Annotated in this window: 20 protein-coding genes and 1 pseudogene; 7 read left to right on the top strand and 14 right to left on the bottom strand. The window is 70.7% G+C overall.

What is annotated here, in order from left to right:
• Nucleotides 1–33 precede the first annotated feature (33 nt).
• From CcI49_RS13780 to CcI49_RS13755, 6 genes are all read right to left on the bottom strand, one after another.
• The gene (locus CcI49_RS13780; RefSeq protein WP_054569647.1) at nucleotides 34–1,359 is read right to left on the bottom strand and encodes an MFS transporter; all 1,326 of its coding nucleotides are present in this window, start codon (nucleotides 1,357–1,359) and stop codon (nucleotides 34–36) included.
• Nucleotides 1,352–2,737: a biotin carboxylase gene (locus tag CcI49_RS13775; protein WP_076826979.1), complete on the bottom strand. Its 1,386-nt coding sequence runs from the start codon at nucleotides 2,735–2,737 to the stop codon at nucleotides 1,352–1,354. The genes CcI49_RS13780 and CcI49_RS13775 overlap by 8 nt, the downstream gene beginning before the upstream one ends.
• Nucleotides 2,734–3,945, bottom strand: a complete 1,212-nt coding sequence (locus tag CcI49_RS13770) for a hypothetical protein (protein ID WP_076826977.1) — start codon at nucleotides 3,943–3,945, stop codon at nucleotides 2,734–2,736. Before CcI49_RS13770 ends, CcI49_RS13775 begins: the two co-directional genes overlap by 4 nt.
• Complete coding sequence (locus tag CcI49_RS13765) at nucleotides 3,942–5,231, bottom strand: ATP-grasp domain-containing protein (RefSeq protein ID WP_054569495.1); 1,290 nt, start codon at nucleotides 5,229–5,231, stop codon at nucleotides 3,942–3,944. The genes CcI49_RS13770 and CcI49_RS13765 overlap by 4 nt, the downstream gene beginning before the upstream one ends.
• A gap of 92 nt (nucleotides 5,232–5,323) precedes the next feature.
• Nucleotides 5,324–6,079 (bottom strand): iron-containing redox enzyme family protein, encoded by a 756-nt coding sequence (locus tag CcI49_RS13760; protein ID WP_054569496.1) that lies wholly within the window; start codon nucleotides 6,077–6,079, stop codon nucleotides 5,324–5,326.
• A gap of 55 nt (nucleotides 6,080–6,134) precedes the next feature.
• Complete coding sequence (locus CcI49_RS13755) at nucleotides 6,135–6,338, bottom strand: 2Fe-2S iron-sulfur cluster-binding protein (RefSeq protein WP_235498268.1); 204 nt, start codon at nucleotides 6,336–6,338, stop codon at nucleotides 6,135–6,137.
• Between the two features lie 873 nt (nucleotides 6,339–7,211).
• Here CcI49_RS13755 and CcI49_RS13745 point away from each other — a divergent pair.
• On the top strand, nucleotides 7,212–8,054 hold the full coding sequence (locus CcI49_RS13745; RefSeq protein ID WP_076826972.1) for an SDR family oxidoreductase: 843 nt from the start codon (nucleotides 7,212–7,214) through the stop codon (nucleotides 8,052–8,054).
• A 68-nt stretch (nucleotides 8,055–8,122) separates the two neighbouring features.
• Here the strand turns inward: CcI49_RS13745 and CcI49_RS13740 are convergent, their stop codons facing one another.
• Nucleotides 8,123–9,223, bottom strand: a complete 1,101-nt coding sequence (locus tag CcI49_RS13740; protein ID WP_076826969.1) for a hypothetical protein — start codon at nucleotides 9,221–9,223, stop codon at nucleotides 8,123–8,125.
• A gap of 63 nt (nucleotides 9,224–9,286) precedes the next feature.
• On the opposite strand from CcI49_RS13740, the gene CcI49_RS13735 reads away from it, so the two are divergent.
• Nucleotides 9,287–9,880 carry a TetR/AcrR family transcriptional regulator gene (locus CcI49_RS13735; RefSeq protein WP_054569498.1) on the top strand — a complete coding sequence of 198 codons (594 nt, stop codon included), beginning with the start codon at nucleotides 9,287–9,289 and terminating at the stop codon, nucleotides 9,878–9,880.
• 19 nt (nucleotides 9,881–9,899) lie between these two features.
• Here CcI49_RS13735 and CcI49_RS13730 read toward each other — a convergent pair whose 3' ends face one another.
• The 4 genes and pseudogenes from CcI49_RS13730 to CcI49_RS13715 form a co-directional block, all read right to left on the bottom strand.
• Entirely contained in the window at nucleotides 9,900–11,684 is a 1,785-nt protein-coding gene (locus CcI49_RS13730; RefSeq protein ID WP_241840051.1) for a DUF2207 domain-containing protein, read from the bottom strand.
• Between the two features lie 222 nt (nucleotides 11,685–11,906).
• Nucleotides 11,907–12,263: pseudogene (locus CcI49_RS44440) on the bottom strand (MerR family transcriptional regulator); the annotation flags it as partial.
• A 198-nt stretch (nucleotides 12,264–12,461) separates the two neighbouring features.
• Nucleotides 12,462–12,887, bottom strand: coding sequence for a type II toxin-antitoxin system VapC family toxin (locus tag CcI49_RS13720; protein ID WP_076826968.1), 426 nt, complete (start codon nucleotides 12,885–12,887; stop codon nucleotides 12,462–12,464).
• A complete protein-coding gene (locus CcI49_RS13715) occupies nucleotides 12,884–13,132 on the bottom strand; it encodes a type II toxin-antitoxin system Phd/YefM family antitoxin (RefSeq protein WP_054569500.1) in 249 nt (82 codons plus the stop codon). Before CcI49_RS13715 ends, CcI49_RS13720 begins: the two co-directional genes overlap by 4 nt.
• A gap of 196 nt (nucleotides 13,133–13,328) precedes the next feature.
• Between CcI49_RS13715 and CcI49_RS43265 the strand changes: the two genes are divergently transcribed.
• On the top strand, nucleotides 13,329–14,261 hold the full coding sequence (locus CcI49_RS43265) for an MBL fold metallo-hydrolase (protein ID WP_158230765.1): 933 nt from the start codon (nucleotides 13,329–13,331) through the stop codon (nucleotides 14,259–14,261).
• 69 nt (nucleotides 14,262–14,330) lie between these two features.
• On the opposite strand, the gene CcI49_RS13700 is transcribed toward CcI49_RS43265, so the two are convergent.
• On the bottom strand, nucleotides 14,331–14,969 hold the full coding sequence (locus CcI49_RS13700; RefSeq protein ID WP_076826960.1) for a response regulator: 639 nt from the start codon (nucleotides 14,967–14,969) through the stop codon (nucleotides 14,331–14,333).
• Nucleotides 14,966–16,114, bottom strand: coding sequence for a histidine kinase (locus tag CcI49_RS43260; RefSeq protein WP_158230764.1), 1,149 nt, complete (start codon nucleotides 16,112–16,114; stop codon nucleotides 14,966–14,968). Before CcI49_RS43260 ends, CcI49_RS13700 begins: the two co-directional genes overlap by 4 nt.
• Before the next feature lie 279 nt (nucleotides 16,115–16,393).
• Here CcI49_RS43260 and CcI49_RS13690 point away from each other — a divergent pair, with 279 nt between their 5' ends.
• The 4 genes from CcI49_RS13690 (at nucleotide 16,394) to CcI49_RS13675 (ending at nucleotide 22,454) form a co-directional block, all read left to right on the top strand.
• The gene (locus CcI49_RS13690) at nucleotides 16,394–17,158 is read left to right on the top strand and encodes a hypothetical protein (protein ID WP_076826956.1); all 765 of its coding nucleotides are present in this window, start codon (nucleotides 16,394–16,396) and stop codon (nucleotides 17,156–17,158) included.
• Nucleotides 17,159–17,452: 294 nt separating this feature from the next.
• A complete protein-coding gene (locus CcI49_RS13685) occupies nucleotides 17,453–19,504 on the top strand; it encodes a DNA/RNA non-specific endonuclease (protein ID WP_054569507.1) in 2,052 nt (683 codons plus the stop codon).
• Nucleotides 19,505–19,801: 297 nt separating this feature from the next.
• Entirely contained in the window at nucleotides 19,802–21,865 is a 2,064-nt protein-coding gene (locus CcI49_RS13680; protein WP_131831087.1) for a carbohydrate-binding protein, read from the top strand.
• Between the two features lie 112 nt (nucleotides 21,866–21,977).
• Nucleotides 21,978–22,454, top strand: a complete 477-nt coding sequence (locus tag CcI49_RS13675) for a ferritin-like domain-containing protein (protein ID WP_076826952.1) — start codon at nucleotides 21,978–21,980, stop codon at nucleotides 22,452–22,454.
• A gap of 28 nt (nucleotides 22,455–22,482) precedes the next feature.
• Here the strand turns inward: CcI49_RS13675 and CcI49_RS13670 are convergent, their stop codons facing one another.
• Nucleotides 22,483–22,752 carry a hypothetical protein gene (locus CcI49_RS13670; RefSeq protein ID WP_054569510.1) on the bottom strand — a complete coding sequence of 90 codons (270 nt, stop codon included), beginning with the start codon at nucleotides 22,750–22,752 and terminating at the stop codon, nucleotides 22,483–22,485.
• Nucleotides 22,753–22,912: the final 160 nt, after the last annotated feature.

Below are 22,912 nucleotides of genomic sequence, written 5' to 3'. Positions count from 1 at the left end.
GGTCGGCGCGGAGGAGACCCTCGGCAGGACGCGTCACCTCGCCACCGGTACGCGCACCGGTACGGCCGGGGCGGCCGGGCGGGCCGTCATGGCCTGCGCGCCCAGCGGGCGCAACAGCAGCGCATAGGCGGGCCAGGCCAGCACCGCGACGGCGAGGAACAGCACCTGCACCGGCAGCACCGCGCCGACCAGCGCGACCAGCCCACCGGCCAGGGGCAGTGTGCTCTGGTTCAGCAGCACGATCAGGCTGATGACGCGGCCCCGTTCGGCCGGGGCGATCCAGTGCAGCCGCTCGACCCGGATGAAGACGTTGAACAGCCCGGTCATGCCGAGGCACAGGCCATAGCCGAGCACATACAGCGGGAACAGCGGCGCGACCCCGATGAGAACCACCCCGGCGACGCTGACCAGGAACGACAGCACGCCGATCCGGTAGACGGACAGGCGCCGCAACAGCCACGTCATCGACGCCAGGGTGACGATCGAGAACACCCCGACCGTGATCTGCAGCGTCGCGAAGACCGCGTCGCGCTGGTGGAAATGCCCGACGGTCAGGGGTGCTCCGGTGGCCACGGCGAGACCCACCATCAGGTTGGCGACCATCGTCAGCCCGACCAGGGACAGCAGGATCGGCGCCCCGGCCAGGCTGCGGACGCCGACCCGCAGGTCGCCGAGCACACTGCGCCGCGCGTCCACCGGCACGCCCGCGGCCCGTCCACCCGCGACCGGTCCGCCCGCGGCTGGCACGGCTGGTGCGGCCGTGGCCCGCGCGGCCGTGGCCGGTGTGGCCGGTGCGCCGAGGCCGCGCAGCGCGGCGACACCGCACGCACCCACCGCGAACGCCACCCCGCTCACCCACAGCAGCCGCGTCGGGGACACCCAGAGCAGCATCAGCCCGCCCAGGGCCGGTCCGAAGACCCCGGACCCGCTGTTGATGATCTGCAGCACGCTCTGGGCCTTCGCCAGGTCCTTCTGCGGCACCAGCTGCGGGATGGTCGACTCGAGCGCGATGAACGTCTGGGCGTAGCAGAACGCGCACAGCGCCATGAGCGCCGCGGTCAGCCCGAAGGCATGCCCCGGCCAGCTGGCCAGCGCCAGCGCGGTGAGCAGGCAGGCCACCGCCCGGATGCTGTCGCTGGCCGCGTAGACCCGACGTCCGCCGAACCGGTCGGACAGCACCCCGGCCAGCGGAAGGGAGCTCAGCCGCGGCAGCCATTCGACCAGGAACGCCAGGCCCGCCAGCGACACGCTGCCCGTCGCGGTGTAGATGATCAGTGGCACGGCGAACTGGAGCACCTGGTCGCCCAGCGTCGACAGGACGCGGGCGCCCAGGAACACCCGCAGCCGCCAGCTACCCATGACCCCGCCCCGCCCGGCCATCGACGTCGACGTCGACGTCGATCCGTTCCTCGACGGCCTCGCTGAGCCGGTCGAGGCGGTCCAACAGCGTCGCGGCGTCGTCGGCGACCAGGATGATCTGCCCGACGAAGCCGGCGTTGTCCGCGATCTCGGTGCGCACCCGCTGCCCGGGCGCCGCGCGGAGCTCCCCGTCATGCAGCGGGATGCCGAGCTCGTCCGCCACGGCCGCGACGTCCGGGACCGAGGCGACGACGCCGTCCCGCGGCGCGCGCAGCATGCGGATGCCGCTCACCGCCTGGGCCTGCGGCCGGCTGTGCACCACCGCACCCGTGGTCGACCAGCGCAGCCATTCCCGCCAGGGATCGAAGCCGGGGAAGGCGAGCCTGGCCAGGTCCCAGATGTGCATGCCGCCGGGGCGCAGGTTGGTCTCGACCGCCGCCACCCCCTGCTCCAGCAGGAACAGCTCGGTGTGGAACGCCCCGTTGGACGGGGACACCAGCTGCCGGACATGCGCGCCGCCCTGGTCGAGCAGGGCGGTCTGCACCTCGTCCAGCGGCGCCGGCACGATCTGCTGAAACTCGGCGCGGAACCGGCCCGAGGTGGTGCGCTTCTCCGTCAGCCAGCGCGCGCCGCCGACGAAGTCCCAGCTGTACTCGCGGGCGCCGGTCACCAGTGTCTCCACCATCACGCCACGGTCGTGGTAGGGCTCCAGGGCCGCCCACAGGGCCGGGCAGGCGGCGAGGTCCGGCACATGCTGGCAGCCGCGGCTGTTGCCCTCGCTGGTCGGCTTGACGAACGCCGTGCCGCCGAAGCGTGCGACGGCGGCCTCGAACTCGGCCAGCGAGTGGACGACCAGGCTGCGCAGCGGCGTGTAGCCGGTCGGATGGTCGGCGGACGCGGCCTCGACCGCACGGAACCGATGCTTGTCGAGGCCGAGCGCCGCTCGGGCCGGCTCGGCGCCGGGCAGCCCGAACCGCGCCGCCAGGTGCGCCCCCAGCACAACGCCCCGGTCGGAGAACGGCAGCACCCCGATCGGCCGCAGGTCGTGGCGGTCCAGCCGCGCGGCGACCTGCCCGGCCACGGCGGCCGCATCCGGCGGCGGCTCATCCGATCCGTCGTCCAGGCCGGGCCGGCCGGGCTGGTCGAGCTGGTTGAGCTGGTCGAGCTGGTTGAGCTGGTCGAGCTGGTTGAGCTGGTCGAGCGGGCTCAGGGGGGCGGCGATCACGAGGTCGGCGGCGGCGGCGTCCTGCGGCTTCGGCTGGTCCGTGACCAGGACGAGCCGGGCCCGGTACTCCTGGTGGCACAGGTCGCGCAGCTTCGCGACGTCGTAGACGCGGGTGTTGTTGTAGCCGGTGAGGACGAAGCACGCGGTGCTCATACCGGCTCCAGGACGGATGTCTGCGTGCAGATCTCGGCGAGCGTGTCGCGCAGGCCCTCGGCGCTGCCGCGGACCACCCCTGACAGCGGTGTCGCCGCCGCCGCGTAGCTGATCTCGCCGGCCTTGGCCGCGGGGCGGTCGTTGTGCACGTAGGAGACCAGGCGCCCGGCGAAGCGGCCCGGGTCGAAGTCGACGCTGGTGCCCTCGGCGCGGTGGTGCGCCGGGAAGACGAACCAGCCGTACCAGTGCGCCGAGGGCCGGGTGGTGGGCTCGTCGATGTCGCCGTACAGCTGGTGTGCCAGGTCCACCTGGTAGAGGTTGACGCCGGTGCGCAGCTCGAACGTCTCCGCGACGCCGGCGCCGCCGACCCGGCCCGCCGTCTCCAGGAACAGGAACCGGCCGTCGCCGGTCCGGATCAGCTCGAAGTGGAAGGCGCCGTCGCGCTGGCCGAGGACGGGCAGGGTGCGGCGCAGCAGCGCCAGCGCCTCCGGTTCGTCCGGGGTCTGCGCGGAGCCGAGCGGGCTGCCGTGGGCGAAGTTCAGGCAGTCCCCGACGTAGACGCTGCTCGTCACGGTGCGGACGACGCCGTGGCGCAGGTAGCCGTCGAGGTGCCAGATCTGGCCGGGCACGAACTCCTCGACGAACACATCGGACATGTCGGATGTGTTCGATATGTCCGACGCCTTGGATGTGTCGGACGTCGCCGGGCGTGCGGCGAGGCGGTCGAGGATGTGCCGGGCGTCACCGGTCTCGATGCCGGTGCTGGACGCCTCCAGGCGCGGCTTGATCAGATACGTACCGGTGGCGGGCGGGTTGCGGCGGAAGTCCGCGACGCTCCAGAACGCGGGCTGCGCGATGCCGGCGGCCGCGGCGCGGGTGCGCATCAGCCACTTGTCCCGCAGCGGCGCGATGTCGGCCGGCCGGTCGCCGGGGATGCCGAACCTCTCGCGCAGGTGCGCCGCCGGCAGCAGGTCGTATTCGGAGCGGGCGATCAGCCGGTCCGCGCTGCCGAGCCAGTCGGCGTGCTGGGCGGCCAGCGCGTCGACGTCCACGGTCGGGGTGGTCAGGACACGTCGGCCCGCACCGGCCGGCAGGCCGTCGGTGGTGCCGGTCGCGCTGAGGTAGCGCACGGTGTGGCGGCCGTGGTCGACGGCCAGGTCGTAGCGGATCTTCGCGAACGGGATGCGATGCAGGATGACGATGTTCATGGCCGGTAGCCGATCTCCAGATAGGACTCCGTCTCGGCGACGAAGTCGGCCGGCAGGTCGGGGCCGAGCGCGGTGATGTCCCACAGCGCCTGGCCGACGAAGATCTCCCGATCGACGTGCGGGAGCGTGTCGCCCTCGTGGACGAAGACCTTGTCCTCCAGGACCTCGATCCGGCCCGGCCGGCGGCTCAGCCGGGCGACGTGGCGCCCCGGCTCGCCGAAGAACACCCGGAAGAAGGTCCTGCGCACGCCGTCGCCCGCAGGCTCGCCAGCCGGTGACCGCTCGGCCGTCCGCTGGCCGGCGTCTCCCAGCAGCAGGTCGATCCACCGGCCCATCAGGTCCACACCGCTGTGCAGCCGCGTGCTGGGGACGATGTACGCGCCGCCGATCCGCAGGTTGACCTCGACGATCTCCCAGGTGCCCCGGCTGGTGTACCGGGCCTCGACATGGTGCACGCCGGTGTCCACGCCCAGCGCCTTCAGTGCGAGCGCGATGTGTTCGACGCCGTGCGCGACCACCGCGGCGTCCAGCGAGACGGGCGGGCAGGCGCAGGCGTTCTCGAGCACCGTCCGCCCGGACTCACGCAGGTCGACCTTCTCGTGCACCGCGTGCACCGTCGCCGAGCCGCGCTCGACGCTGACCTCGAAGCTGCATTCCACGCCGTCGATGAACTCCTCGATGAGGAACGACGGGGTGCCCTCGAAGGCGCCGGCGTAGGCGACGTCGCTCGCCGCGCGTTCCCAGAGCCGCTCCAGCTCGGCGGCACCGGTGAGCCGGTCGGCGCGCTGCGCGCCCAGCGAGGCGAACCCGGTGCGCGGCTTGACGAAGTACCGGGACGGGTCGGCCAGGGCCGCGTAGCGCTCCTCGTCGAACGGCCAGGCCGCCACCTGCGACAGGCCGTGCTCACGCAGCTGCCCGCGCATCGTCAGCTTGTCCCGCAGGCCGCGGACGGTCTGTTCGGTCAGGTCAGCGACGCCGAGCGAGCGGTTCGCGTACGCCATCAGCTCCCGGTAGGCGTCCCAGACGGTGATGCAGCCGAGCAGCCGGACGCCGGACGCCGCCAGCCGTGCGAGCTCGGCGTCGACGTCGGCCTGGCGCACGGCGTGGCCGTCGGTGACATGCAGCCCCGCGACCTGCGAGCGCCATTCCGGCGTCCCGGCGTCCTGCGCGGGACGCGACGACAGGACGTAGGGGGTGATCCCGCGCTGGCGCAGGGCCTCGGCCAGCGGCGGCACCATGGTCTTGAGCTGGTGCGCGAGAATGAGAAAGGCAGAATTCCCAGCCATGCCGATAATCCGTTCTCGAGGACGCGGGCCGGGTCGGTGGCAGGTGTGGCGGGGTGGCCGCCGACCCGGCGGGATCAGACTGTGCGCCGGTGTCAGGCCGACTGGAGCTCGGCGGTGCCGAAACGCTGGTAAATGTCCACGAAGAACTGCCTGAGCAGCTCCTGGATCTCGTCGAAGTACCGCTTGATGTCGACGATGTCCTGCTCGCTCTCGACGAAGAGGCTGAGGATGTTCCACATGTCCTGGGTGTGGTCCTCGACGAGGTCCGTGTTCAGGTGTGCGGCCTGGCCGACAATCATGTCCTTGCCGAGCGACGTGCGCATGGCCTTGATCTGCTTCGGGGTGATCTTCTGCGTGGTGTATTCCACCAGATAGCTGTAGCAGATCACGCCGAGCACCTTCTCGTGCTCCGCGACGAAGTACAGGTAGCCGGCCAGCAGGCGGGTGTGGAGATTCGGCTCGGTCGCGAAGATGTCCTCGGCCGAGAGCCCCACCTTCTCGGCGTCCTTCATGAACAGGACGTCGTGCAGCATCTCCTCGTCCTGATAGGCGGCGTAGAGCTTCGCCGCCTCCGCGTTGACGCGGGTGATCTTGTGGAGTGCGTAGGACTGCGCGGTGCGCATCAGCCGGATACGCCAGGCGTGCTCGATCAGCGTCTGCCGGTAGTACTGCATATGAATTTCGGTGCCTTCAAGGTGTCTCGCGAACGGTACGGTCGCGTTCCACTCCTCGATCTTCGCGTCCAGGAAGGCGTCGATGTCCTGCTTGGCCCGGGCGCTGTCGGCGCCGGAAAGGAACGGCTTGCGGCGCAGCAGGGCACTGTGGGTGAGGCGGTTCGAGGTCTGCATGTCACTACTCCCGGTGCTGGTAGAAGCTGGTAGAAGCTGGGTTCGGGGGGCGCGCTCAGTTGATCTCGTCCAGGACGGCGTCGCCGTAGGCCCTGCTCTGACAGGCCAGGCGCATCGCCGGGCTCTCTTCGCCGAGGAGCCCGAAGAGCCGTTCCTCCCGGGCCGTTCGCGGCGACAGGTTCTCGCCGCCGCTCACGATCCGTACGACGCAGATTCCACACCTGCCGGATCTGCAGCCGAACGTGATGATGTCGTCCATCTCGATGAGCTCAACACAACCATCGAATTCGACCGTCTCATCGGCATTGACAAATTTCAGACTTGGCATTCGGCACCTCCATGCCGTCCGGTCGGGCGGACAGCCGACCAGCCAGACGCAGAACCGTCGTCGACCACAGTGACTCCTTCAGCGCTCCGGCCCGGTTCCCCCACACCGGGGGGATCCGGCGCCTTCTCTTCGGACAGTCCCGGTGACTACAAGATCTTCTGAACCGATCGCGCCTGCTTCGACATCCGGCAGAACATCACGGTGGATGCCGCGCAAGGAAACACGACAACGCTTGTCAATCCCCTTTGGTGAGCTACCGCAAATATTCTGGAACCACAGCGGCGTTCACCGTCCGGGAGGTTTTCCATAACCGTCTTTCGGCAGACCTGGATAGCGTCGGCCACCTACACCGAAACCATCCGGTTACCGTTCGGTGACGGGCTACGCGAATTACTTTACGTGCCGCTCCCCGCAACCATCAGCTGACACGGCGTCGCAGGTCTGTCCAGCGCGTGACACGACAGTCCCAACAGAAGCACGATCGGTGGGTTAACAGGCTTGACAGGACACGGAACCGGGCCACCGGAGCGTCACTCTGTCTTTGTGGCGCCCTTTCGGGTCGGACCGTCGGCCCACCGAGAACGGGCCGGTTCCGGATCCTGTCGTGGGCGCGACGATCCCCCGACGCCTGGTGGCCTCGGGTCACCGTCCACGTCGCCATCGCCATCGCCATCGCCATCGCCGGCGCCGGCGCCGTCACCGTCCACGCCCGCCGACCGTTCGCCCCGCAGCGCGTGCGCCCGGACAATGGGACGGGGCCGCACATGACGCCCGAAAGGCCCGCCGGAGGACACGGAGGACACCATGCCGAAGACCGCTGTCATCACAGGCGGCGCGGGCGGCATGGGGCTCGCGACCGCCCGAATCCTCGGCCGCGACCATCGTGTGGTCATCAGCGACGTCAACGGGCAGCGGCTCGACGACGCCGTCACCGAGCTGAAGGAACTGGGTGTCGAGGCGGACGGCGTCGCCTGCGACATCACCGACCGGGACGCGGTCACGGCCCTGTTCACCCGCGCCGGCGAGTCGGGACCGGTCACGGCCGTCGTGCACACCGCCGGCGTCAGCCCGCAGATGGGCTCGGCCGACACCATCATCCGGATCAACGCGCTCGGCACGATCCACGTCACCCAGGCCGCGCTGGCCGTGGCGGGCGAGGGCTTCGCGCTCGTCAACGTGGCCTCCATCGCCGGGCACATGCTCCCCGGCTTCCTCATCCCGAAGCGGGCCTACAAGCTGGCCGACGTGGACGTCGAGAGGTTCACCCAGAAGTTGCTCGCGGCCGCGAGCCGCGGCCCGAAGGCGTCACGCCCCGGCTCGGCCTACTCGCTCAGCAAGAACTTCGTCATCTGGTACTCCCAGCGCCAGGCCGCGGCGTTCGGCGCGAAGGGCGCCCGCATCCTGTCCGTCTCCCCCGGCTCGTTCGACACCGCCATGGGCCGGCTCGAGGAGGCCAGCGGCGCCGGGAAGCTCCTCGACCACGCCGCCCTCAAGCGCTTCGGCCGGGCCGACGAGATCGCCGAGCTGCTCGCCTTCTGCGCCGGCGACCGACCCGGCTACCTCACCGGCACCGACATCCTCTGCGACGGCGGGACCAGGGCCGGCCTCACCCTCAAGGGCATGATCGCGATGGCCCGAGGCGTCTGAACGGCCCTGGCGCCGGAGCAGCACGGCGTGGCCGACAGCGGCCGGAAACGGGAGAACGCCGACGCTCGTCATGCGACGGCGGGGGTTTCACCGATGGCCTCCTCGATCTCGGACTCGAGGTGCTCGGACTGAAGCTGGTCGCGGTTGCGGCGCACACCGAGCCAGAAGCACAGGCAGCCGCCCGCGAGCCAGCCGAGCAGGACCAGAAGTGGCCGGGTGCTGCCGTGGCCGTCGAAGAGGGCGAGGTCGCGGAGCAGCGTGCCGACTGCCCCCGGCGGAAGGAACTGGCCGAGGGCACCCCAGGGCCTCGGCAGCATCTCGGGCGCACTCGCCAGGCCCGAGAGCGGGTTGCCGAGCACGACGAGAGCGATGGCGGCGATCCCGAGACCGAGTCCGCCCAGCAGGTTGCGCAGCCCGAGGACGGTCATGGCCGTGGCGGCCAGCCCGAGCATCGCGCCCGTCGAGGTGATCAGATAGTTGGTGTCGAAGGTCCCGATGACGAACCGGATGACCGCGGTGAGCGCGAAACCGCCCGCAACCGCGAGGCCGAGAGCAGCGGCGACGCGGCGGCCCGGTGTCTGGATGAGGAGCATGATGACGACCGCGCCGATCCAGCCACCCAGCGCCATCGGCAGGGCGCCAGCCGAGAGGCCGGCTCCGTGCGTGTCGTCAGCCGGGAAGGGCCGGACATCCTGGACCGTCGTGGTCGCCCCCCGCGACGAGGCCACGGCGCCGGCCGCCTGCTCAACCAGCTGGGCGGCGGAGTAGCTCGATGCCGAGGCGACCTGCACCCGCACCGTGCCACCCGAGCTGAGGTCGAGGGCGCCGTAGATGTCACGGTGCAGGATCGCGGTCCGGGCCGCGGCGGCGGTCTCGTACCGGGTCACGGTGAAGCCGCGGAGCTGGTCCGCGGCCTGCTCCGCCCCGGCGCCGTCGGCGACGACGCCGATCGGGACACCGTGCGCACCGGTGTTGGACGCCGGGAGCCCGAACGCGAGCAGCAGCACGGCCAGAAGGGCGGTCAGCCCAAGGACAACCGTGACGATCTTGCGTACCGATACCGACACCGAGGCTGCGGCTGCGGCTGCGGCTGCGGCGCTCACGGCGGGGGCGGTCTCCGACCCGGTCTGGCGGTCATCAACGGGCGCGGCAGGTGGAGTGCTGGCCATGAGACGCCTCCATAAGAAACGGATCGTATCTTAATTTAGAAACGTAGCGTATCCTACAGGGCTGTGGCGAAGACAACCAGACGACGTGGCGAGGCCCTGGAGCAGGCGATCCTCGAAGCGGTCACCGCCGAGCTCACCGAGCACGGGTACGCGGGACTCACCTTCGAGGGCGTCGCGGCACGCGCCGAGACCAGCAAGCCCGTGCTCTACCGCCGCTGGCCGACCAAGGCCGAGATGGTCGCCGCAGCCACCGTTCGAGCGAACGCGACGACAATCGTGTCGCCCGACACCGGGAGTCTCGCCGGCGACCTGCTGGCCCTGCTGGAGCAGGTGCGAACGGTCGTCGACGCCAGTGACCGCTCTGTGCTGCTCACTCTGATGGCCGAGCTGCCGCCCTCAGCCGCCGAGTCGTTGCGGGAGCTGCTGGTCGCCCGTGGCACCCAGCTGGTCCAGCCGATCGTCGACCACGCCCGGCAACGCGGCGAGCTCGGCGACGCACACCTGCCCAGCCGTCTGCTGGCACTCCCAATCGACCTCGTCCGCCACGAGATACTCGTGACGGGGACACCGTCCGACGCCGCCCTGCGGTCCATCGTCGACGTCATCCTCATGCCGCTGCTCCGAGCAGCCGCCGGTCACGGCCGGCGGCCCGGCTGACCAGTGCCGGGTGGAACGGCTACGAAGGCGAGGCCGGCGACGGCCGATCCTCTTCGGTGTCCGCGGGGCCGGCGGTGTCGACAGGGCCGGAGGGGCCGGAGAGGGCCGGCGGAGGCTCGCCGACGGGCGCGCCGAGCCGGGCGGCGATGAGCCAGACCAGGGCGGCGATCGTGTCCTGTCGATCCGTCCTGTGCCAGTCGATGGCCAGCACGAGAGCGGTGACGTCCCCGACGCGGACGAGGGCATGGTGGCGGCCCGCGACGTCCGCCGTGCCGGGTGTGGGCTGGTGGCGGCGCCGGCCGCCCAGCGCCAGCAGGAGCCTGCCCGGCGGGCGCCGGCTAGCCCACAGGCTGACCCTGATCAGCACGGTCGGCGCGTGCGGATGACGGATCACCCATTGCCCCCGGCCGTTGCTCCTGACCTCGCCCCCGGGTAGCAGCCGCTCCAGTTCGGCCATGGACAGGAGGTCGCGGAGTGCCACCCAGGCCGGCGGTGGTCCGGGGGCGTGTTCGAGGGTGCTCACCACCCAGGTGGTCTGACCGCTGTGGCGGGTCAGGCGTACCCGGGTGTGGCGTCTCGGCAGGGGGCCGACGAGGCCGCCGATCGGGCGGGCGGGCGTCCGGTCGCCGCGGCCATCGGTTTCGTCAAGGGCAACCCACATTCCGGACGAGTCGGTCCACGAACGCAGCACGTGGCCGACCAGGGTCTCGGAACCAGCGATGTCCGCGTCGGTGGATGTCGACGTGGACATCGACGTCGATGGCGATGGCGATGGCGATGGCGATGGCGATGGCTGGTCGATGGTGACGAACCGGGGCGTCCCGCCGCGGGGGGTCCAGGATCCTGTGCTGGATGCGGCAGCGCGGGTGAAGGGAGCGACCGCGGCGGGAGCGCGGCCGAGCGCGGCGGCGTACACGAGTGCGATCCCGAATCGCTCGATCTCGTCCGCGGTGGCTGTCGCCAGCGCGGGTTCGGCGTCGATCGCTCTCGTTGTCCGCTTCACCTGTGCGTTGTGGAGCGAGCGGCGCCACCCGTTCGTCCAGGCGTAGAAAACGCCGGTCACCATCGCGGTCAGCAGCGCTCCCCAGAAGAATCCGTTGAACCAGGCCTGAAAGCGCGAGTTCAGCGTGTTCTCGGTGCGGACCTCGGGGGCGACCCAGAAGTCCGCCTCGATCAGACCGTTGATCATCGCGTAGGTCAGCCCGAACAGGGCGGATGCCACCCAGAGCTTCGTCACCAGCCGCTGATACTGCCGTGGCCGGTGCAGTGCGTCGGCCGTGACCCAGTCGTGCCATTTCTCGCCGTCGGGCTGGGCCTCGGTGAGCAGGACGTCGGCGGGAAGCGGGCCGGTCGCCGTCTCCGCGCTGATGAGATCGAGCACGGTGCTCTCGTGCCCGGCCAGCGGTTTTTCCACGGGTTTGGCTGACCGCTGGACCAGCAGACCATGTCGGGCGTCCCGCGAGATGTGGAGGTAGCCCCGGCGCGCCAGGTCCAGGACGGTCGCCGCGACCGCCGGTCCCCAGAAACTGTCCCTCCATTCGGCTCTTCGCCGGGCGAGTTCCGCCTCCAGCCGCTCCTCCCGTTCGCGCGCCTCCGAGCCCTCGCCGCCATCGGTGTTCATGGAAGGCTCCGGCGGCGCGATCTGCGACGGGGGTGGCCCCCAGCGGAGGCGGAACCACAACACGAGCCGCAAACGCAGGGCCATCAGTTTCAGCCCCAGGACGAACAACGCGAGTGCGGGGCCGGCCAGCACGACATGGCTGACCACCCCGAAGGGGCTCCACGAGGAGAAAGCCTCCGACATGGCGACAACCATGACCGGCACGGGCGAGGCGCGCAATGTCGGCAATATGCCACCGGCGCGTATCCCGCGCATTGATTCCGCGCGTTCGAGGCGACGGCGGAAAAGGCGTCAGTCCTCGCGGCGGGCTTCGAGAACTCCGACGAAAGCCGCAGCGACGAGGGCCACAGCAGGGTCGTTGTCGTCGGCCAGATGGCGCAGGACTTCCCGCGCGGAGGGTCCCGAAAGCTCGACGATGCGCAGGACGCCCTGCCAGCCGGTGGGCGGCGACGCGTCGATCGCGCGGAGCCGTCGGAGCAGCTCTCGCTCCCGCTCCAGACGGTCCTCGGCCCACCGGATGAGGTCGCTGACCAGGGCGGACGGAGTGAAGGTCGGGTCTCCGAGCACGGCCCCGACCTGCTTGAGCGAGAGCCCGAGGGACCGCAGGCTCTCCACGTGGAAGATCCTGCGGATGTCCTCGGCGGAGTACTCACGGTAGCCGCCGACGGTGCGACCGTTTGGTCGCACCAGCCCAAGGGCGTCGTAGAGCCGAAGCATTCGGGTGTTCACCCCCGAGCAACGCGCCACATCGCCGATCAGCAATCCGCGTCCCCGGCGCCCAGCGCCTCGGCCACCCGGGTGCTCCGCGGGGTTCCGTCTGTCGGGTTGATCGTGACCACCTCCCGCACCGAGTGGACACCCTGACATCGTGTCAAGGTCAAGCCCGCGCACCATCGCCGAAACCGAACCCCGCCTTCCGTCCCCATGCCGAACACCAACCATGACGCCACCAGGACCGCACTATGGCTGGGACGTCCAGGGGTTGACGAGCGTGACGCCCATAGGGGCGAAGTCGGACTCGTTACGCGTGACGAGCACGAGGGCATGGACCTGCGCCGTGGCGGCGATCAGCGCGTCATGGGCGGGGCGCCGGTCAGGCACGTGGAGCCTCGCCGCCGAGTCGGCGACCGACTGGTCGACATCGAGCAGCCGGCCCGCGTAGGCGGGGAGCACGCTGTGGTCCAGCCAGGTATCCAGGACAGCCGCCTGCCGGGCGTCCTGCCGCCGCTTGTTCTCGATACCGGCGCGCAGCTCAAGCAGGGTGATGACCGAGAGGAACGTGTCCGACGGGGTGAGGGTCTCAGCCCAGGCGTTGAATCGGTGATCCCTGCGTTTCGCGGGCTTACGGAGCTCGGAGATGACGTTGGTGTCGAGCAGGAAGCTCACAGGTCGACCTCACGCACCGAGTCCCTCGGCCGCACCGGCTCGAAGTCGATCTCCTCGTCCAGGACGAACGCGTCCCCCAGACTGCCAGCGGTACCGGTGAGCCTCTGGTACTCGGCGAACGACAGCAGGACGTGCGACGGGCGGCCGTGATCAGTGATGATCACAGGGCCACTGGCGGCGGCACGCTTGACGGCGCTCACGTCCCGGTTGAACTCTCGCGAGGACACGATGGCCACCACAACCACCTCCCGGTAGGTACGTACCTACATTACGCGCCGAGCGGCGTTCATGTGCCGGACCGCCGAGCTCAGTTCGCGCTTTGCGGTCTCGACCAGGGTCGCGCGGCCCCCAGCCGGTCGGCGCGCATGGATCCGCAGTCGGGACTGCTCGCCGGCTACCGCCTGCCGGCCTCCGTAGACCCACTGCTGGACGACCAGCGACGTGCCGCCACCGCTCGCCCAGCAGCCGCAGGACCACCGGGCTCCACTTGTCTCCGACCCGGCGCAGTACACCGGTCACCGGGCATTCCTCGCGCTGCCGCCCCGTCACAACCACCCGCGCGCCAGGCATCGGGGTAACACCTGGCTGGGCGCCGGCATCATCGTCGACGGCGGGGCCTCTGGAGGCGGTCGAGGCAGTGGACGTCAAAGTGCCTTCTTCTCGACGGTTCTCATGCCGGCCAGGCTTCCCGCCATGGACACCCTTCAGGTGGGCGACGTCTCGCTGACCCGTATCCCGCACATTGAACACTGGACGCTGGCATCGGCCGATTTCTTCCCCGACATGAATCCGGGCACCTGGACCGACCACCGCGACCGGCTCGCGCCGGCCCACTGGAATCCGGCGACCGACCAGGTCCGGATAGCCGTGCAGAGCTGGCTGCTGCGCAGCGACGACCGGCTCGTGCTCGTCGACACGGGCCTCAGCGCGGCGACGACGCGGCCGGGCGTACCGGCGGGCAGCGACCTGCCCGCCGCACTCGCCGCCGTCGGCGTCACGGCCCACGACATCGACCTGGTGATCTGCACCCACCTGCACGCCGACCACGTCGGCTGGAACACCCGGCCGGACGGCGACGGAGGCTGGACGCCGACGTTTCCCCAGGCGCGTTACCTGTTCTCCGAGCCCGACCTGCGCTTCTTCCACCCCGACACGCTCGTCGAGCAGCCCGGGCGCTCGGCCGCGGTCTTCGCCGAGTCGCCGGCCGTGGCAAGGCCGCCGCGTACCGGGGCGGGCGAGCGGGATGCCAGGACGCCCGCCCCGGCGGCTGATCAGGGCTCAGCCGCCGGCTGTCACCACATCGTCCTCCACCACCTCGTCCTCGCCCACCCCGTGGGACGCTCCAGCGCTCGCCGGTGTGCCGGGCGCGGCTGACCCGCGGACGGCGGCGAACGCTGCTTCGGCGAAAGTGATCAGCTCACGGGACAACCGAAGGGCGGCCGATCATCCGAGCCTGGCGTCGCGCGCGGCCACCACCGCCTGTGCACGGTCACGCAGGCCGAGCTTCGCGAAAATGTGCCGGACATGCGTCTTCACTGTGGCCATGCTGATGAACAACTCGCTGGCGATCTCGGCGTTCGACCGCCCGGCCCCGATCATGGCCAGAACGTCCCGTTCGCGGTCGCTCAGTTCGTCCAGGCCGGCCGGGGGGCGGGGCTGTTCGGGCGGGCGGGTGGCGAAGTGGTCCATCATCCGGGCCAGGACGGCGGGTGCGACGACCGGCTCGCCGGCCTCGGCGCGCCGCACCGCGTCGACCAGTCCTTCCGACGTGACGTCCTTCAACAGGAATCCGACGGCACCCGCGCGCAGGGCGTCCACCACGTTCTGATCCACGTCGAACGTGGTCAGCGCGATGACCCGGGCGTCACCGGCGGCGACGATTCGGCGGGTGGCCTCGGCGCCGTCCATACCGGGCATCCGCAGGTCCATGAGGACGACGTCGGGCCGATACCGCGACGCGGCCCGCACCGCGCTGTCCCCGTCCCGCGCCTCGCCGACCACCTCGATCCCGGCCAGCTCCAGGATCATCCGCAGTCCCTGCCGCACGAGATCCTGGTCGTCGACGATCAGTACGCGGGTCACCGCGGACCTCCCGCCACCGTTGTGCTCCGTACGCTCGGGTCGGCCTCTCGCACCGCCGGCCCGGCGGTGGAGGTCGGCGATGCCGCTGGCAATGTCACCCGGATCTCGAACAGCCCATCGTGGACTCGGGACTGGTACGTTCCGCCAAGCAGGTCCGCCCGGTGGCGGATCCCGGAAAGGCCTCGGCCGGGGGCCGGCGGGCGGGTGGGCGCACCTGGGTTCACCGCCTCCAGGCGGACCTCCCTCGCGGTCCAGTTCACGGTGAGGCTGACCCGCTCCCCCGGGGCGTGCCGCCCCGCGTTGGTCAGGCATTCACGCACGATCCGACCGACCGCGAGCGACACGGGCGACTGAGCGGGCCACGGGTCACCGGTGACGACGAGCGTGTTGGCGATGCCCGCGTCCTCGGCGCGGCGAGAGATCTCGGCTACATCCTCCCGGGCGGGCTCTCGGCCGTCCCGACCATCCCGGCCGTCAGGCGCAAGGATGTCGAGGACGGAACGGATCTCCGCGAGTGTCCGGTGCGCGGTGGCCCTGATGGCCTCGACCGGCTCTGCGGCTCGCTCCGGTCTCACCCGCAGCGCGTACGCGGCGGCTTCCGCCTGGATCGCTATCAGTGTCACCTCATGCCCCACCACGTCGTGCAGTTCCTGGGCGATGCGGGCACGTTCGGCGCCGACCGCCGCCTCCTCCGCGTTGAGCCTCTCGCGCCGCAGGTCCTCGGTGAGCCTGGCGAGTTCGGCGTTCTGCCGTCGCAGCCGCGCCACGACCTGCCCGACGCCGACCGGCGCTGCCACCGCGAGCGCACCACCGATGGCGGCGACCGGCGCCTCAGGCCCGAGGAGGGTGCCGACCACCGAGACCGCGCACGCCCACAGGGTCGCCAGCGCGACCGCGGCACGCGGCGTCCCGCGGCTTCCCAGGGCGAAGAACTGAAGGATCACCACCACGTAGCCGAGCACCGGGTATCCCTCGAGCGGGATCAGCCAGAACGCCGACGACACCAGCGCGGACTCGACCGGCCGGCTACGGCGCCAGGCGAGCGGCAGCGTGGAGCCGAGCACATACAACGGGCCCAGCACGCCGCCCGCCATCGGGTAGATCGCCGTCTGCACGAGCCCGGCGAGAGTGAACGCCGCCGCCATGGTGGCGTCCGTCCCGGGCGTCCGGAGCCATCGCGGCAGTCGGTCCTGGGCACGGTCCACGATCGCGAGCGTATGGGCGCGGGGCGGCCGTGGCATCAGCCCCAGGGCTGAAACCCACGTCATCCCGGATGAGCCGCGCGTCATCCCGGGCTGACTCCACGACCAGCCCCTCGGTCGATGTGGGGCCGGGCGCCCGACTCCTACCTTTCTGGTGCCGGCACCAAGGCCGGCGAAACCCGGCTCGATCCGGCTCCGGATGGGCCAGATGAAAGGTGGATCATGACCACGGTCAGCCCTGTTCTGGCTGTTCTGGAGGACACCGCGTCCCGCCGTCACGCCCCGGACCGCGCGAGCGGTGGCCTGCGCTCCACCCACGCCCGCCCCGGCGGCGGCCTGGACGTCGGACGGCTCAGCGCGCGCTTCGGCATCGCCTTCACCGTCTGCCAGCTCGTCGTGATGATCTGTATGGCGGTGTTCGTGCTGCCGCACGGTGGCTCGCCGGAGGACCCGGCGCTCGAACGCGGCACAAACGTGCTCGACGCCGAGACCGCCTACCGGATCGGCAACTACGTGTTCATGATCTCCGGGTCGCTGCTGTTGGGGTTTCTCGGCGTGACACACATGCGCCTGCGCCGGGTGGACGACACCGGCATGCTCGCGACGGTCGCCGTCGCCGCGGGCACCCTGCTGGCCCTCATCTGGCCGTTCGCCGGGGTGCTACACGACATCGCCCTGGAAACGGCGACCACGGGAAGTGACGTGCGGATTCTCGCCGGATGGGACGCGGCCGCGCCGTTCGCGCTGGCGTTCTCGGTGCTGCCGCGGGTGTTCTTCGTCGGCGCGATCCTGCTCGGCCTGCGTGCGCAGGGTGTGGCGCCGTGGCTGCGGCGCACCGGCGTCGCGCTGCTGCCGGTCAGCCTCGTCGGCAGCGCCACCCTGGTGGCCAGCGACGTGTTCCCGCTGCTCGCCCTGAGCACGCTCGGCTTCGAACTGTGGGTGGGGGCGCTCGCCTGGCACTGGCTGCGCAAGGGCAGCGACCAGTAGGGACCAGTGAAGTGGCCGCGGCGGTCAGGTCTGCCGGCCTTGACCGCCGCTTCGTCCTTCGGAGCCCGCGACCACCTCTGGCCGCGGGCTCCGACTCGTCAGCCGGACCGCTGCGATCTTCGTGCGGTCGGCGTGCCCGGACGCCTGAGTATCAGGCCTTTCGCCGAGGCCGTCGCATTTCCGAGCAGCCTGGCGCCGGCGTGTGGGGTCAGCCGGCCGCATTGCGGGAATGAGGCGCAAGACACCGGTGTCGAGGCCGTGGCAGTAGATCGGGGGGCAATCGGGGAGGTACCGATGGTGTCGGTAGACAGTGCACGAACCGAACGGGCGGCAGCACTTCTCGCCGAGCAGGAGGCAGCGCTCGCGGCACGGGCGGCGGACAGGACCGAACCACGCCGGGGGAAAATCTCCGTGCTGCAGGAGCCAGGCGGGGTCGCGCGGGCGGACGACCCGACCCGGGTGGCGGCCCGGATCGAGCGGCTGGCCAGATATCACCCGGCTGCGCGGTCGGTCAGTCCGGCCGCGATAGGCGCCGAGGATCCGGCGGCCATCGCGGAGGCGGGCGTCGCCCTGGAGAAGATCATTCTGACGAATGACCTGCTCGGGGTCGACTATCTGGAGAACGGCGTCGCCGCCGCGCGGGCGGTGGGCCGGATCGTCATTCGGGACGCCCGGGGCCGGGAGGTCGGCTTCGGCACCGGGAGCATGGTCTCCCCCGAACTTCTCCTGACGAACCACCATGTTCTCGGCGACACCCGGACAGCCGGGTTGAGCAGTGTCCAGTTCGGCTTCCAGGACGCGCCTGGCGGCCAGCCAGCGGCACCGATGGAGTTCGCGTTTGACCCGGACCGGTTCTTCTGCGCGGACGAGGCGATGGACTTCGCGCTGGTCGCGCTGCGGGCGACCCCGGCCGAGCTGAATCAGTTCGGATTCAACCGGCTGGTCACGGCGGAGGGCAAGGCAATCGTCGGGGACTTCGTCACGATCATTCAGCATCCCGGCGGCGGCAAGAAGCAGATCGCGCTGCGGGAGAACCGGATCGTGGACGTGCTTGACCTGTTCATGCACTACGAGACCGACACGGAACCTGGATCATCAGGGTCGCCCGTGTTCAACGACCAGTGGGAAATCGTCGCGCTGCACCACGCCTCCGTGCCGGCGCCGGACCATGGAGAGCTCGGCGGCATCCTGAACGAGGGGATTCGCATCAGCCGGCTGCTCGCGTCCCTGCGCGACCAGTCCTTCCCCTCGATGCAACAGCCACTCGTCGACCGCCTCTTCGACGGCCGCGGCGGACCGGCTTCCGCGGTAGAAGTCGTGATACCGGTCTTCGGAGGAGCACCCGCTGTCGGACCGATGCTGGTCCCCGAGGCGAGCAGAATCCAGCAGTCAGTGACGCTCACGGTGCCGTCGTTCAACGTCCAGCTGCACGGCGACCTCGCCGGCCCGGTCCTTTCTCCGCCCGCCGAGGAAGCGATCCGGATCGACCCGGACTACACGAGCCGGCATGGCTACGACGAGGACTTCCTGGGAGGCGGCAACCGGGTCGCGCTGCCTGCCCTGCACCCGGACCTGGTGCCGTTGGCGGCGATCAACCGGCGTCCCCTCGGGCAGAGGCCCGCATACGTGCTGCCCTACCACCACTTCAGCGTCGTGCTGAACCGACAACGCCGGCTGGCGTTCTTCACCGCGGTGAACATCGACGGCGGTAGCGCGGTCCGGCTGCCCCGCGACCAGGACCACTGGTCGTTCGACCCACGCGTGCCAGCGGACGAGCAGACCGGCGAGGAGGTCTACCGCAACAACCCACTGGACCGCGGCCACCTCGTCCGCCGCCTCGATCCCGTCTGGGGGGCCAGCCGAACCCAGGCCAAGCTGGCGAACGACGACACCTTCCACTTCACCAACTGCACACCGCAGCACGCCGACTTCAACCAGAACAAAACCACCTGGCTGGGGCTGGAGGACTACATCCTGGAGAACGCGGACAACCGGAACTTCAAGGTGAACGTCTTCGCCGGTCCCGTCCTCGCCGCCGACGACGACTCCTACCGGGGCGTGCAGCTGCCCCGGCAGTTCTGGAAGGTCGCCGTCATGGTCACGGCGGCTGGCAGGCTGTCGGCCACCGGCTATCTCCTCAGCCAGGCCGACCTGATACGCGGCCTGGAAATCACACCGGAGACCTTCTCCTACGGAGCCTACAGAACCTACCAGGTACCCCTTCGGCGCATCGCGGCACTCACACGGCTCTCCTTCGGCACCCTCACCGAGGCCGATCCCCTGGATCGGCTGGAAACAACCGAGGCCGCCCGGGAGATCACCGACCTTCACCAGATCGCCCTTTGACGGAGATTGTTCTCGCGGCCGCCCTTCGCCTGTGGGGCGGCCGCCCGGAGTCAGGGCCGGGGTGATCGCGATCGCGGGCGTCGGCGCGGTTGATGTCTACCGCCGGGGCGACGTCGGGGACCTCGTCGGGTCGGCTCGGGTCGGCTCGGGTCGGCTCGGGTCGGCTCGGGTCGGCTGCGCGAGGCGAGCCCTCGCGCCAGTCCGACGATTTACCACCTTCGTGGTATTTATCGCGGCGGAATGTATTCGATAGGTTGCTCAGCGTCCTGATCGCGCAGGTCCGAGCAGGGAGTCGACGTGTTCAGAAGGCTCCCGGGTTCTCCCGCCCGGCGTCGCTCCGCCCACATCGTGGCGGCGCTGATCTCGGCCGCGCTCGCCGCGGTACTGCTGCCCGGCGGGGCCGCCCAGGCCGTACCCGGGGGCGACTGGGGGCAGTCGCACCACGACGGCGGCAACACCGCGAACAACCCCGCCGCCTCGGTGCTCGACACCTCCAGGGTCGCGGCCGGACTCACCCGGAACTGGGAACTCACCTTCCCGTCCACCGGAATCAAGCCCGACCTGCCCGGCGTGCTGGCGGGCGACCTCATGTACTCCGTGGAGAACAGCACGTCGCTGGTCGCACGGCAGCGCTCCGACGGAGCGGTGCGGTGGACGCGGGCCGTAGGCACGGCAGGCGTGACCCTGCCGCAGTCAGTCGCCGCCGCCGACGGGCTGGTCGTGGTGACGATCGCCGGTGCCAACCCGGCGGCCGGCGTCGCGGCCTTCGACGCCGTGACCGGCGCGCCGGCCTGGACGACGCCGTTCACCTTCGCGCTCGGGACGCCGTCGCGGCTCCGGGTCGACGGCGGCCGGGTGTTCCTGTCGATCGGGACGTCCGAGCTGCGCGGTTTCACCCTGGGGACCGGCGCCGCGCTGTGGACGGTCACCGAACCGGACGTCGATCTCCTCGCGGCCTCCACCTACGGCCCGGCCGGTCAGGTGTTCGTCCTCTGCGAAGGCAGGACCTCGATCTGCGAACGGGACGGGGCCACCGGCGCACTGGTCTGGTCGACGCCACTGCGGCCGCAGGACGGCCGGGCCGTGCCCTACGTGGAGGCCACGGTCGCCGCCGGCCGGATCCACGTGTGGACCCCGGAGTTCTTCGTCCCCGGGACCGGCACGATCGCCTCCGACTTCACGGCGTTCGACGTGAACGTGGGCAACAAGCTCTCGCTGAGCTACGGCCATGGAGCCGATCGCGGCCAGATCCCGACGAACATGGCGGCAATCGGTGACGATCTGGTCTTCTTCACCCGGGAGGCGTCGGAGTACCAGCCGGACGAGAGCGACCGGCTGTACCGGGTGGACGGCGTCTCCGGCGTCGCCCACTGGGTGGCGGAACTGGGCGACCTGAACATCATCGGTTCGGTCGCCGTCGCGAACGACGTCATCTACGCCCAATGCAGCTACCCGCGGATCGACCGGGTGTCGTTCCTCTGCGCGTTCGCCGCGTCGGACGGCCGACCGCTGTCGATGACCTCGATGCGGCCCTTCCCGGACACGCTCGCCGTCGCCGGCGGCCAGGTGGTGAGCGCCGGCTACGACACCGACTCCTACGTCGCGGCGTACGGCCCGGCGCCGCTCTCGGCACTGCCCGGGCGGGTCGAGGCGGAGTCGTCGACCTCACCGGTGTTCACCACCGCGGCCCAGGACGTCGGCGGTGGCCTGCTGGTGGGCTACCTGCCGAGCGGCGGTGCGGTGATGGACTACCCGGTCGAGATCGCGTCCGCCGGGACGTACCAGCTGTCGTTCCGGGTGGCGTCGAACTACACCACGATGCCCGCACCAGTGCCCGATCCCGGTCTTGAGGTGCAGCTGGCCGGGGTGGGCGTGCTGGCGACGGTGGACGTCCCCGACACCGGCGGATGGCAGAGCTGGCAGACCGTCAACGTCGGCGTGGCGCTGCCGGCCGGCGTGCACCGGCTGCGGCTGTACGTGCCGGCGGGTCGGCATGGTTTCAACCTCAACTGGTTCGAGGCCGTCGCCGCCCAGTCACTGACCGACGAGGCGCCCGACGCCGGCGGCGGCGCAGGCGCTGCGGCGACGCAGGCGAGCGGCACGACCGAGGCGAGCGTGGGAACAGGTTCTGGTTCCCCGGCCCTGGCCTGGGCGCCCGCCAGTGCCAGAACGATCTCGGCCGCCACGCCGGTCAGGGCCGCCAGGCCGGGCCTGGTGTCGACCCGTCGTGGCCCCTGGGTACGGCCGCAGCGGGTCGTCCGGATGGACGCCGAGCAGCGTGCCGACCATTGCCTCGACGGCATCAGCCCGTCGAAGCTGTTGGACCAGGCAGCGATCGCCGCGCTCTGCTTCGGCGCCTGACGGCGTAAGGGCACGCGAAGGCGACGACGGGATCATCGACCGAGCGGCGCCGCGCGGCGGACGTGACTCGTCAGCCCGTGCGTGCTCCGGGTCACCGAGGAGGCAGCGAAGAATGAGCGAGAACGGCTTCAGGGAGGCCGCCCGGTCTCTTTCGGCGCTTGATCACCTGGACGTCCGAGAGCTTGAGATCCTCTACAAGCTGGAAATGACCTCCGGGCTGTTCTACTTTCAGCTGGCCGACAGCATCCAGAACGAAGAGGTGGCCGAATTCCTCCGCCGTAACGGCCGCGGGGAGTTGGGCCATGCCAGGCGGATCCAACAGGCCCTCACGATCAGACTGGGGCGCTCTTACCAGCCTTCCGCGGACATGGACGGCGGATATCCCCTCGGTGTGCCGCCCCCGGTGGACGCGGCGTTGCTGGCCGCGATCGCGCGCGGCGAACGGGGCGGCGACGCCGACTACCAGCGGTGGGCCAGCGCCGAACCCGACCCGGAGATCGCGCACCTGCTCCAGATCAACGGCCGTGAGGATTCAGAGCACGCCGACCGACTGACGCGCGCAAGCGCCCTTCTCAACGTAGACCGGTAGCGACCGGCCGAAGCCGGCTCGCACCCGTTCAGCCACGGACACGGATGACGGTCTTACCTCGAGCGCCGGCGATCGCGACCGGAGTCGGCTTCGCGGCGTCCGCGAGGTCGATCTCCGCACCGATGACGGGGTGGACGGCGCCGCTGGCGAGGTCTCCCGCGAGGTCGGCCAGACGCGCGGGCTTGCGGTCGAGCACGTAGCTGGCGACATCGATTCGATCGTTCGCCGACCTGCCGCGGCTCCTCGCCCTCGTCGCCCTCCAGGTCACCACCACGGTTCTGCCGCACTCGATCGCCACCCGCTACCCGCGGCCACGCATCACCTACGTGCCGATCACCGACGCCCCGCCGGCGACACTCACCATCGCCTGGCACGAGCACTCCCGCTCCCGAGGCATCGCCGCGCTGGTCCGCGCCGCCAGCGCGACCGGTGCCCACAGCGAGAGCGCGGTGCATCCC

Origin of the sequence: Frankia sp. CcI49, assembly GCF_001983215.1 — a bacterium.
GTDB lineage: Bacteria > Actinomycetota > Actinomycetes > Frankiales > Frankiaceae > Parafrankia > Parafrankia irregularis.
Note: the sequence above shows the minus strand (reverse complement) of the source record. Positions and strands in the feature narration are given on the sequence as shown.

Bases quoted from the DNA above. Each gene is read 5' to 3' on its own strand.
- CcI49_RS43260 (WP_158230764.1), bottom strand. From the start codon at position 16,114: ATGGCGGCGGCGTTCACTCTCGCCGGGCTCGTGCAGACGGCGATCTAC.
- CcI49_RS13675 (WP_076826952.1), top strand. From the start codon at position 21,978: ATGAGCGAGAACGGCTTCAGGGAGGCCGCCCGGTCTCTTTCGGCGCTT.
- CcI49_RS13745 (WP_076826972.1), top strand. From the start codon at position 7,212: ATGCCGAAGACCGCTGTCATCACAGGCGGCGCGGGCGGCATGGGGCTC.
- CcI49_RS13780 (WP_054569647.1), bottom strand. From the start codon at position 1,359: ATGGGTAGCTGGCGGCTGCGGGTGTTCCTGGGCGCCCGCGTCCTGTCG.
- CcI49_RS13755 (WP_235498268.1), bottom strand. From the start codon at position 6,338: ATGGACGACATCATCACGTTCGGCTGCAGATCCGGCAGGTGTGGAATC.
- CcI49_RS13765 (WP_054569495.1), bottom strand. From the start codon at position 5,231: ATGGCTGGGAATTCTGCCTTTCTCATTCTCGCGCACCAGCTCAAGACC.
- CcI49_RS13740 (WP_076826969.1), bottom strand. From the start codon at position 9,223: ATGGCCAGCACTCCACCTGCCGCGCCCGTTGATGACCGCCAGACCGGG.
- CcI49_RS13685 (WP_054569507.1), top strand. From the start codon at position 17,453: ATGGTGTCGGTAGACAGTGCACGAACCGAACGGGCGGCAGCACTTCTC.
- CcI49_RS13760 (WP_054569496.1), bottom strand. From the start codon at position 6,079: ATGCAGACCTCGAACCGCCTCACCCACAGTGCCCTGCTGCGCCGCAAG.
- CcI49_RS13770 (WP_076826977.1), bottom strand. From the start codon at position 3,945: ATGAACATCGTCATCCTGCATCGCATCCCGTTCGCGAAGATCCGCTAC.
- CcI49_RS13690 (WP_076826956.1), top strand. From the start codon at position 16,394: ATGACCACGGTCAGCCCTGTTCTGGCTGTTCTGGAGGACACCGCGTCC.
- CcI49_RS13730 (WP_241840051.1), bottom strand. From the start codon at position 11,684: ATGTCGGAGGCTTTCTCCTCGTGGAGCCCCTTCGGGGTGGTCAGCCAT.
- CcI49_RS13775 (WP_076826979.1), bottom strand. From the start codon at position 2,737: ATGAGCACCGCGTGCTTCGTCCTCACCGGCTACAACAACACCCGCGTC.